This is a genomic window from uncultured Oscillibacter sp. (genome assembly GCF_947654275.1).
Classification (GTDB): domain Bacteria; phylum Bacillota; class Clostridia; order Oscillospirales; family Oscillospiraceae; genus Oscillibacter.
Window position 1 is genome coordinate 54,665 of sequence record NZ_CANTJS010000013.1, and the last position, 10,159, is coordinate 64,823.

General features: G+C 60.2%; 9 protein-coding genes and 1 other RNA gene. 6 read left to right on the forward strand and 4 right to left on the reverse strand.

The window, feature by feature from the left end:
- Positions 1 to 99 precede the first annotated feature (99 nt).
- From tgt to xerD, 5 genes are all read left to right on the forward strand, one after another.
- Positions 100 to 1,233: a tRNA guanosine(34) transglycosylase Tgt gene (gene tgt, locus Q0063_RS05270; protein WP_297870933.1), complete on the forward strand. Its 1,134-nt coding sequence runs from the start codon at positions 100 to 102 to the stop codon at positions 1,231 to 1,233.
- A 478-nt stretch (positions 1,234 to 1,711) separates the two neighbouring features.
- On the forward strand, positions 1,712 to 2,050 hold the full coding sequence (gene yajC / locus Q0063_RS05275) for a preprotein translocase subunit YajC (RefSeq protein ID WP_297870934.1): 339 nt from the start codon (positions 1,712 to 1,714) through the stop codon (positions 2,048 to 2,050).
- Positions 2,051 to 2,400: 350 nt separating this feature from the next.
- A complete protein-coding gene (locus tag Q0063_RS05280; protein ID WP_297870935.1) occupies positions 2,401 to 2,799 on the forward strand; it encodes a hypothetical protein in 399 nt (132 codons plus the stop codon).
- Between the two features lie 481 nt (positions 2,800 to 3,280).
- On the forward strand, positions 3,281 to 3,913 hold the full coding sequence (locus Q0063_RS05285; protein ID WP_297870936.1) for a hypothetical protein: 633 nt from the start codon (positions 3,281 to 3,283) through the stop codon (positions 3,911 to 3,913).
- Positions 3,914 to 4,816, forward strand: coding sequence for a site-specific tyrosine recombinase XerD (xerD, locus tag Q0063_RS05290; RefSeq protein ID WP_297870937.1), 903 nt, complete (start codon positions 3,914 to 3,916; stop codon positions 4,814 to 4,816). It abuts the gene before it with no gap.
- 236 nt (positions 4,817 to 5,052) lie between these two features.
- On the opposite strand, the gene Q0063_RS05295 is transcribed toward xerD, so the two are convergent.
- The 3 genes from Q0063_RS05295 to Q0063_RS05305 all read right to left on the reverse strand — a co-directional run bounded on the left by Q0063_RS05295 (position 5,053) and on the right by Q0063_RS05305 (position 8,275).
- On the reverse strand, positions 5,053 to 6,858 hold the full coding sequence (locus Q0063_RS05295) for a CotH kinase family protein (RefSeq protein WP_297870938.1): 1,806 nt from the start codon (positions 6,856 to 6,858) through the stop codon (positions 5,053 to 5,055).
- A gap of 9 nt (positions 6,859 to 6,867) precedes the next feature.
- Positions 6,868 to 7,539 carry a DUF4956 domain-containing protein gene (locus Q0063_RS05300; protein ID WP_297870939.1) on the reverse strand — a complete coding sequence of 224 codons (672 nt, stop codon included), beginning with the start codon at positions 7,537 to 7,539 and terminating at the stop codon, positions 6,868 to 6,870.
- Between the two features lie 64 nt (positions 7,540 to 7,603).
- Positions 7,604 to 8,275 (reverse strand): polyphosphate polymerase domain-containing protein, encoded by a 672-nt coding sequence (locus Q0063_RS05305; RefSeq protein ID WP_297870940.1) that lies wholly within the window; start codon positions 8,273 to 8,275, stop codon positions 7,604 to 7,606.
- A gap of 227 nt (positions 8,276 to 8,502) precedes the next feature.
- On the opposite strand from Q0063_RS05305, the gene Q0063_RS05310 reads away from it, so the two are divergent.
- The gene (locus tag Q0063_RS05310) at positions 8,503 to 9,573 is read left to right on the forward strand and encodes a helix-turn-helix domain-containing protein (RefSeq protein ID WP_297870941.1); all 1,071 of its coding nucleotides are present in this window, start codon (positions 8,503 to 8,505) and stop codon (positions 9,571 to 9,573) included.
- Positions 9,574 to 9,623: 50 nt separating this feature from the next.
- Here the strand turns inward: Q0063_RS05310 and rnpB are convergent.
- Positions 9,624 to 10,053: RNase P RNA component class A (gene rnpB / locus Q0063_RS05315), an RNA gene on the reverse strand.
- Between the last annotated feature and the right edge of the window lie 106 nt (positions 10,054 to 10,159).

Consider the following 10,159-nt stretch of genomic DNA (forward strand, 5'->3'; position numbering starts at 1 on the left):
GAAAGGGCTTCTGACGGTGGAGGCCCTGGAGGCGGCGCGGGACGCGCTGGGACCGGAGTACGCGGAGCTGACGGGAGATTTGAACAAAGGAGTTTTTGCGTGTTTGAAGTACTGAAAACAGAGGGCCGCGCCCGCCGGGGCCGCTTTTCCTGCGCCCACGGCGGCGAGGTCCAGACCCCTGTCTTTATGAACGTGGGCACCCAGGCCGCCATCAAGGGCGGCGTGGACGCCTTTGACCTGCGGGAGGTCAACTGCCAGATTGAACTGAGCAATACCTACCATCTTCACATCCGCCCCGGCGACGGTCTGATTCGCCAGATGGGGGGACTCCATACCTTCATGAACTGGGACGGCCCCATTCTGACGGATTCCGGCGGTTTTCAGGTCTTCTCCCTGGCGCCTCTCCGGCGCATCAGGGAAGAGGGGGTTTATTTCTCCTCTCATGTGGACGGGCGGAAGATTTTCATGGGGCCGGAGGAATCCATGCGGATTCAGTCCAATCTGGGCAGCGACATTGCCATGGCCTTCGACGAGTGCGTGGAGAACCCGGCGACCTATGAGTACGCCAAGGCCTCCTGTGAGCGGACATACCGCTGGCTGGAGCGGTGCAAACGGGAGCACGACCGGCTGAACGGCCTGCCGGAGACCATCAACCCCGGCCAGCTGCTCTTCGGCATCAATCAGGGGGCTACCTTCGAGGATCTGCGGGTGTGGCATATGAAGGAGATTGCCGGGCTGGACTGCGACGGCTATGCCATCGGCGGTCTGGCCGTGGGGGAGCCCACGCAGGTGATGTATGACGTCATCGACGCCGTGGAACCCCACATGCCCCAGGACAAGCCCCGGTATCTGATGGGCGTGGGCACCCCCAGCAACATCATTGAGGCGGTGGCCCGGGGGGTGGATTTCTTCGACTGCGTGATGCCCTCCCGGAACGGCCGTCATGGCAAGCTCTTCACCTGGGAGGGCACCGTGAACATCCTGAACGCCAAGTACGCCGCGGACAGCCGGCCCATCAGCGAGACCTGCCAATGTCCCGTCTGCCGGCGCTTCTCCCGGGCCTATCTCCGCCACCTCTTCAAGGCGGAAGAGACCCTTGCCCTGCGGCTGGCGGTGCTGCACAACCTGTATTTTTACAATGAGCTGACGGCGAAAATCCGGGAAGCCCTGGACCAGGGCCGTTTCGGGGCCTTCCGGGCGGAGTACAGCGAACGGCTGGCAGAGCGGGTCTGAGGGAGAACCGGCGGACGCCTCCGGCTCAGGGCGCGGAGAGCCCCCTGTATGTATAGCCGGGGGATGGGAATTTTCCCGGCAGGCAGGGAGATTTTCCGCGGCAAGCCTGATGGATTGCGAGGGAAACCGGCGGGGTCCGGCGGGGAAAAGACCCCTCGGACAGCCTTCGGCGGTTGAGGATACAGGCTCGGAAAGAAAATGCTTGCAAAACAGCGCAAATTTGGTATAATAGAGCTGTTCTGGCTTAGGGCCTGTTTAAAAAATGCCACGCGCACAACCGGCGGATTTTTCCTGATACTTTCCCCATGCTTTCTCGATGCTTTCCGCTGGCGCGCCATTGCGTTCCCGTGAAATCCGCCGGGATTTCCCAGGGAAGCCGTTCCAAGCGGCAGCCGGAAACAAAAAAGCACCGCCGGGCATTCCGCCGTTTTTTAACAGCCCCTGACGCGAATTTTTACGAAAAGGAAGGAAGTTTTAAATGGACCAGGGAACTTACACAATTGTCATGATCGTCGTTTTGATTGCGATGATGTATTTCATGATGATTCGCCCGGAGAACAAGCGGAAAAAGAAGGCACAGGAGATGCGGGACAGCCTGAAAAAGGGCGACATTGTCACCTCCATCGGGGGAATTGTGGGCAAGATCGTGGCCGTTCAGAAGGACACCATTGTGGTCGAGACCAGCGACGACCGGGTCCGGGTGGAGCTGACCAAGTGGGCCGTGAGCTCCGTCGGCGTGCAGAGCAATGAGCAGCCCGAGGAAAAGAAGGAGGAAGCGAAAAAAGAGGCTCTGCCTGAGGATACGGAAAAGAAATAACCGGGAGTTCCGGGAACGGACTCCCGTCTCAACCTGATAAAATCTCTGCTGAGGGGCAGCCCCCGGCAGAGATTTTGTCCTGTCTGGGAGAATGTCTCCGTCCGGCCGGCGAAATAAGAACCTGTATTCATAGCCGGGGGACGCTGGATGGGCGAGGATTTGTCCCGCCAGACAAGGAGATTGTTCACGCCCTTGCCATACTGACGGATTGCAAGGGAAATCGACGCAGTATGGCAAGAAAAAGACTGGCCAGACGGCGGGCAGCGGTTGTGAATACAGGTTCTAAAAGGGGTTGGACGCATAAACGCCCCGCCTCCCGGAATATGTTCCAATAAAGGGAGGTTTGAGCAATGGCAAAAAAACGAAAACAGGCGGCGGTCTGGCAGGGCTTTCTGTGGGGCGGTCTGCTGTCTCTGGGGATCTATCTGCTGGGTCTGCTGCTGCTGGCCCTGCTGCTGGTGCGGGGGACGCTGTCCGAGGGCTTTCCCGCCGTGGCGGTGCTCTGCACGGCTGCGGCCATGGGGGGCGGCCTGCTGGCGGTCTGGCGGACCGGCTGGGGCGCCGGCGGCCTGCTGACCGGAGCGGCCTTCGCGGGGGTCCTGATTCTGGGGGGCCTCCTGTTCTGGGAGGAGCTGACCTGGACGGGAAGCGGAGGCATTCTGCTGCTCTGCGCCCTGGGGGGCGGGTTCCTGGCCACCCTGGCCAGTCTGACCGGCCTGACCAAAAGACAGCGGAAGCGGCGGAAATAAGAAGGGGAGAGGCCCCGGGAAAGCTGCTATCGTGAAATTCTACAAATTTGTCATTTCGCACCGGCATTGGCACGCCGCTGCTTCGGCTGCCGCTCTCCCGTCCCGCAGGGGAGGGGGACGGTACATCTGGGGCGGCGTGCCGGTGGGGTCCACCAGATATGGCGTGCCGGGGGCCTCCGCCGGAGCCCGTCGAGGGGTCCAAAAACAGGTTTACATAACTCAGTTTACATAATATTTTGTCATAATCTCCAAAAAGTAAAAAATTTCGGCAAATTCCTTGCGAAATCCGGAGAAATGAACTATATTAGAAGCATCAGATATCTTTGCCATAATGGAAGCTCCTACCTTGCGGACACACCCTGGCGGGAGTTTTTTTGCGCTTTCCTTCGGCTGCTGCCGGGCGGCTGCTTCTGCGGCCCCGCTGTCCAAAGCATGTATAAACCGCGGTCCGGCCTCATAGGATGCAGTGAGGTGAGGCGGTTTGAACTGGAAACGCGGAGGCGAAACAATCCAATGGGGACAGCCGCTGGCTCGCCTGCTGTTCCTGGCGCTGTTTTTTTTCGGCGGCCTGCTTTTGGGACAGGTTCTGGCAGGGCGGGTGCCGCCGCCGGCGGGAGAGGAGCTGACCCGTTACCTGACGGACTATTTGCAGGTGGAGGGGGATGTGAGTCCGGCCGCGGCACTGTCGGCGGTTGTGCTCTATTTTCGCTATCCTCTGGCGGCGTTTTTCCTGGGGTTTGCTTCCATCGGCGTGCTGCTTCTGCCGCTGGTAAGCGGAGCCTTCGGCTTTTTTCTGTCCTTTTCCGTCTGCTGCTTCACGGCGGCCTTCGGCTCCGACGGGGTTCTGCTGGCGCTGACGGTGTTCGGCCTGCGCTGCGCCATTACGCTGCCCTGTTACTTTCTGCTGGCGGTCCCGGCCTGGGAGCGCTCCGCCGCTCTGGCCAGCCTGTCCTTTGGGAGGGGACGCCGGGCCGCGCCGGCGGCGTACGGACGGAGCGGATGGATGGGACTGGCGGCGGTTTCCGCCGTGCTGCTGGCAGGCGTGGGGGCGGAGCTGCTTCTGTCGCCGTGGCTCCTGCGGCAGATACTGGAACAGGTTTTGTTTGAAGTGTGATTGAAAAAGAGAGAGGGGATCAACACGGACGATCTGAAACGCTATGGCGACTATCTGGCAAATGAGCGCCATGCCTCCCAGAATACAACGACCGCCTACCTGCGGGACGTGAGGCAGTTTGCCGACTATCTGCGGGGACAGGGCCGGGAGCTGCGGGAGGCCACCGGGGAGACGATTCAGGGCTACATGATGTGGATGATGAATCGCGGAAAATCCGCCGCGTCCGCCACCCGCTCCCTGGCGTCCATCAAGTCCTTTTACAATTACCTGGTGTCCGCCGGCGTCCTGCGGACCAGCCCGGCCAGGGGCGTGGTCTCCGCCAGGGTGGAACGGAAATATCCGGAGATTCTCACCAGCAGGGAAGTGGAGCTTTTTTTGGAACAGCCACGCTGTGTGGACGCCAAGGGCTTCCGGGACCACGCAATGCTGGAACTGCTCTATGCCACGGGCATTCGTGTCAGCGAGCTGATAGACCTGGATTTGGACGACCTGAATCTTCCCGCCGGTTTCATCCACTGCGCCAGCAAGGGACGGGAGCGGATGATTCCGCTGTATCACACCGCCGTGAAAGCCCTTCAGGACTACATCTGGAAGATTCGCCCCCAGCTGGTGGCCGACGGGGAGGAACCGGCGCTGTTTGTCAACATGAACGGCGAGCGCATGACCCGTCAGGGCTTTTGGAAAATCATCAAGTTCTACCAGGAAAAGGCGGGCATTGAGAAGGAGATCACCCCCCACACCCTGCGGCACTCCTTTGCGGCCCACCTGCTGGAAAACGGGGCGGACCTGCGTTCCATTCAGGAGATGCTGGGCCATGCGGACATTTCCTCCACCCAGATTTATACCCACGTGGTGAAGCGCCAGCTGAAGGACGTTTATCAGAAGGCCCACCCCAGGGCGTAGAAGGGCCGGGAACCGAAGGCCCGAGACCAACGTACATAGGCGCGCTGAAAGCGCCCTCCACTAAGGAGGGCGCTTCAGCTTGTCAAAAAACAGTACATGTAAAAGCATCGGAAAGGAAGATGGAAAGAAACCCATCAGGGGTTCCTTACTTCCCACGGGTTCTGAAAACTTGCACAGGCTGTCGAAAATACTTTTTCGACAGCCTGAGCGCCCTCCAAAAGGAGGGCGCTTTTGTGTTATCCCCGCCGTCTGAACCGCCAGGCAAAGGCCAGCCCCGCCAGAAGCGCCGCCCCGGAGACCCCCAGAGGAAGAAGACCGTCCGGGGACGCGGAGGGAAACGCCTCCGGCGGCGCGCCGCCGGGAGGGTCCGTCCCCCGAAGCGGGAGCGCCTCGCTTCCCTCCGCGGCCTGCCAAAGCCCGTCGTCCCCGGGCCGCCTCATCTCGCCTCTCTGGCCCTCCATCCCGGCGCCGCCGCGGTTCATGGTTCCCATATCCGTCAGAACCAGACCGGAGGCGTCAACCAGGGCGGAGGCGTTGGCGCTCTGGCCCGCCTCGGTGGAGGGGATGGACCCGTCCAGCTGACCCATGACGCTCTCGGAGCGGAGACGGCAGAAGGCTTTCAGTGTCTCCACGCCGGTCTCAAAGTCCTCATAGCTGTAAAACTTCGTGGGGTCCTTCTCCACATAGGGCGCAATCAGTTTGGCGGCGGCGTCGATGATGGAAGCGGCGTCCACCGTTTCCAGAAACGCACGGAAATACTGATGATACAGCTCCGTGTATTCCGGGCTGTCAAACATCCAGTCCGACATGGGCCGGCTGTCGCCGCCGGACACCGGCGTGTCAATGGGGGCGTTTACCTCCGCGGTGGCGTCGGCGCTCTGGAAGGTTCCAAAGGCCAGATTATAGTCCCAGGGAATCATGGACAGCTGTCCGTCCTTTTCGTAGAGATAGTAATTGTGCACCATGGAACCAGTATAGCTGTCCCCGTTGCGGACGAAGTTGTGTACCACGAAGTAGCGGAGCACCTGGTCGATATCCAGAACCTCCTCCAGATTCTCGCCGGCGCTGAGGGCCTTCAGGGAAGCGATCAGCCGGGCCTGGTCCGCCTCTGTGACGTCGGTTTTGGCGTTTTCAAAGATGTTGGAATAGCTGGCCGGGTCGTCGTCGATATAGCGGAGCTTCACGTCGTCGCTCCCCATGCCGCCGGAGAAAAAGCCTCTCCCGCCGCCCATTTCTTCAGGGGGTTTTTCAAAGGCTCCGGACTCAGCGGGAGGAGGGGAGCCGTCGAGAGAGCCGCCGGGGAAGCCATCGGGGAAGCCGTCTGAAAAACCGCCGGACTCCTCCGGCGGGGAAGGAAAACCGCCCCTGTCTCCCGGGAAATCATCCATATTGAAGTTCCTGCCGTTGCCCCGGCCCCCTCCGAAGCTCATGCTGTCCGGCTTATAGAGCTCACCGGCGTCCTTGCCGTAGTTCCGCCGGAGGAATCCGTCCTCCACGCCCTCCGCCGCCAGATAGAGCCCCCAGTCCTCTCCGTTGACGGTGATGTAAATATAGGAGCTCAGAGGCGCGGCCGCGCCGAAGGCGTTCATCAGCTGGTAGGTAAGGTAGTCCTTCATATAGGTGGTGTCCTGAATGATATTGTTCAGGCTCAGCTTGTCCAGACCGTAATAGGTTCGGGTGCTGTCATAGTGGTCGAATTCCAGCTTGAAGCTGTACCGGCTGCTGTCCATGGCGGAAACCATGCTGAGGGACGTGTTGCCCTTGGCCCGGATGCCGACATTATGATAGGACTCCCCATCAATCACCACAGAGCAGGAGGCGTATTCCTCGTTTTCGCAGGTCTCTATGAAGCCGTCCCAATCGTCCATGACGATATCCAGCGTATGAACCCGGCCTGTGTCAAAGAGGCGGGTCTCGTAGCCCATGACCCTGAAGGCAGGCTGAAGCCCCAGGGATTCTCCATTCATGAACAGAAGCGTTGCCAGCAGCGTCAGAGCCAGAGCGGCGGCGCAGAGCCGGTCCATGTATTTGTGGGTGGACATGCGTGCCTCCTATCCCATATAGTCGCCGTTATAGCTGACCAGCACCGCGCTGCGGACGCCGGGCAGGCCGGAGAGCTCATTGATAAACGCGGTGCTGTCATCCTTGAGCCGGACTTCCATATTCAGTTCCACCGAGCCCTTCTGCACGGTTTTGCTCTTCACGGTGCAGCGGCGGGTCTGCTCCTTCAAAAAGTCCGCCGCCCGGGTCTCGCTGTCCTGCCCGTCGCACTGGAGCACCACAATGTAAGGGTCACAGCTGGATTTTCTGTTGACGAAAACCAGCAGCATCACGCCTATGATGACGCTGCCGAACACCGCAAGGGGAATCAGCCCCGCCGCCAGGACGATGCCCACGGCAATGGACCAGAAGAGGAAGGCGATGTCCAGAGGCTCCTTGATGGCGGTGCGGAACCGGACGATGGACAGCGCGCCCACCATGCCCAGGGACAGCACCACGTTGCTGGTGACGGCCAGAATCACCATGGTGGTAATCATGGCCAGGGCCACCAGGGTTACGCCGAAGCTGGAGGAGTACATGACGCCGGTAAAGGTTTTTTTGTAGACCAGGAAGATGAACAGGCCGATGCCAAAGGCAAGCAGCAGCGCCACGCTCATGTCCAGCAGGCTGACGCTGGTGACGTTTTCCAGAAAACCGGATTTGAAAATGTCCTGAAAAGTCATGATGAAACATCCTTTCTGCAATCAGATATCAAATATGTGAGGTACTTGCGAGGTACTCAGCCGTTCAGCCGTAGATCCGGCAGGCGGCGTATTTGGAGAAGGCGGAGGTGTGCCGGCCCTTCAGCTGCACAGCGTCCCGGATGACGCCGGGCAGGAATTCGTCCCATTTGACCTCCAGAATCACCAGGCCGTCCCCGACGGGAACGGTGGGGCAGTCCGGGTTCAGAAAGTCGATGCCGCCCAGTCCGGTGCGGATGTGATGGTCCAGGGTGACCCGTACATTTCCGGCGGGGAAGGTATAGGCGGTGCGGGTGTAGTCCACAATGGTCTTCGGCCGGAGCCCCTTGATTCTCATGGCGCGGTACAGCTCCGATACCAGAGGCCGGCTGTCCGTTGCCATCCAGGACCAATCTCCCTTTAAAATGCTCTGTACCTCCCAGGGGTTCATCCCGGCGGAGGCTTTCGCGCACAGTCCGTCCGTCTTGCTCTTTTTCTCAAGGCAGATGCGGGAGACGTCGCCGTTGTAGTACCGGAGGCGGAATTTCTCCCGGCGGTTGACGCCGTTGATTTTCTCCCGCAGGGCGGTGTCCCGGGGGTCGTCAAAATAGAGGCTGCGGACTTCGTAGCGTCCGTTGTCGCCGTGGGTGTCCCGCCGGGCTATCGCGTCCAGCCGGGCCTGCAGAACCAGGCAGTCCCTGGCGGCAATCTCGTGTTTCCATTCGTGTCTGAATTTCATCAGCCGCTCCTTTCAGTGAAATCATCAGGGGCATCATACCCGGCAAAGCTTAGCGCTACCTTAAAAAATTCCGTAAATTTTCCTGCGTTTTTCCCACGCTTTTCCTGGGCGGAGCACCGGCGCGGAAGCGGGAAAAAGGGCTGAAACAGGCACTTTTCCGGGACTCTACCGCTGGTCGGTTGCTTTTTTCCCTCTTCCAGGTGTACACTGGCAGGGAGGTGATTACCATGAATAAAGAACAGCTTGGCGTCTTCATCGCGGAAAATCGAAAAGCCGCCGGTCTGACTCAGAAAGACCTGGCGGCGCGGCTTCATGTGACGGACAAGGCGGTGAGCAAATGGGAGCGTGCCCTGAGCTACCCCGACGTAACTCTGCTGGAGCCGCTGGCGGAGGCGCTGGAGATGGGCGTGGAGGAGCTGATGGCCTGCCGGAGGGCGGCAGTGAAAAAAGAGGAGGAACCTGTGATGGCGCTGTTGGAGATTTCCCGGGAAAACATGGAGAAGGAGCGCCGCCGGAACATCCGGCAGGTGCTTCTGGCCATGCTGCTGATGCTGGCGGTGACACTGGCGGTGGTCTGGTATACCGGTTCCTATGTCAGCGGGGAGATTACGGACGGCATTGTTCTGAAGGAGACGGCGGAGGGGGAGAACTATCTCTATGTGGACCAGGAGGGCCACCTGCTCCGTCTGAAATGCGGGGAGGGCGTGGACTTCGACGGCATCCAGCTGAAAAACCAGTGGGGGGACGAGCTGACCTACCGCATGGACTGCCGGTGGAACAGGCGGACCTTTGAGGGAAGCGTCACCGGCTGTCAGTTTTTCGGAACCTCTCTGGGGGACATGATGGACGTGACCTTTGAGACGGAGACCGCCCCGCTGTTCTGGTATGATGAGGTTTGCTGGGTCCCCGAAAACTACTATCCGGACCCCTATGCCCAGCCCCAGGCGTTCCTCTGCGACTACCGCTTCTGGACCGAAACCTGGGACAATGAGACGGCCCAGTGGAAGGATTGGGAGCACGTTCTGCTGGTGGAGGACTGTATCAGCGCGGCCGTGGAGGACATCGACGGGGACGGACACAACGAGGTGGTGGTCCGCACCCGCTGGCCGGAAAAGCCCTACGCCGTTTACGACTGGGTGAGCAACGATTTCTCAGACAAGCAGGTTTCCGTCCTCTGGCTGGACAGCGTTTCTCCGGACCTGCGGGAACGGCTCATGACCATCCCGGAACGGCAGGAACAACTGGACAGGGAGACGCGCCGGGCCGGCGGCGGAGAAGGGGACACGGTGATCCGGTAAATACATCAAAAGACCCCGGCGGCGCATAGCGCGCCGCCGGGGTCACATATTCTGCGAGCAAAACTGTAAGCCGGGTTCTGTATTTGACAGCCATCTATCTAGGCGCACCGTTGCCGGTACGCTCCAGCCACCCCGGGAGCGGCCGGGCCGGCCTCTCGGGGGCGAACCCCCGACGCTCCCATACCGGTGTTGCTCCGGATAGAGTTTACAGCATCGGACACTCTCGAGCCGATGGGTGCGCTCTTACCGCACCTTTCCACCCTTGCCCCGCAGCCCGTTCCACGTCACCGCCAACTCAGTTGATGTCGTCGACTCTGCTTCCCGGCGCCTTCCTCAGAGGACAGCGGGGCGGTATATCTCTGTTGCACTTTTCCTGAAGTCGCCTTCGGCGGGCGTTACCCGTTATCCTTGCCCTGTGGAGCCCGGACTTTCCTCATGGACGGCCTTTCGGCCTGCCCACGCGGCTGTCTGTCTTACTCGCGGCTCCTATTTTACAGGAACCGGGCGGGATTGTCAACGGCTCATTTTCCGGGGGCAGGGAAATCAATTTTCAAGAATAGTACAAATATCCGAGGGATTCAGGAGA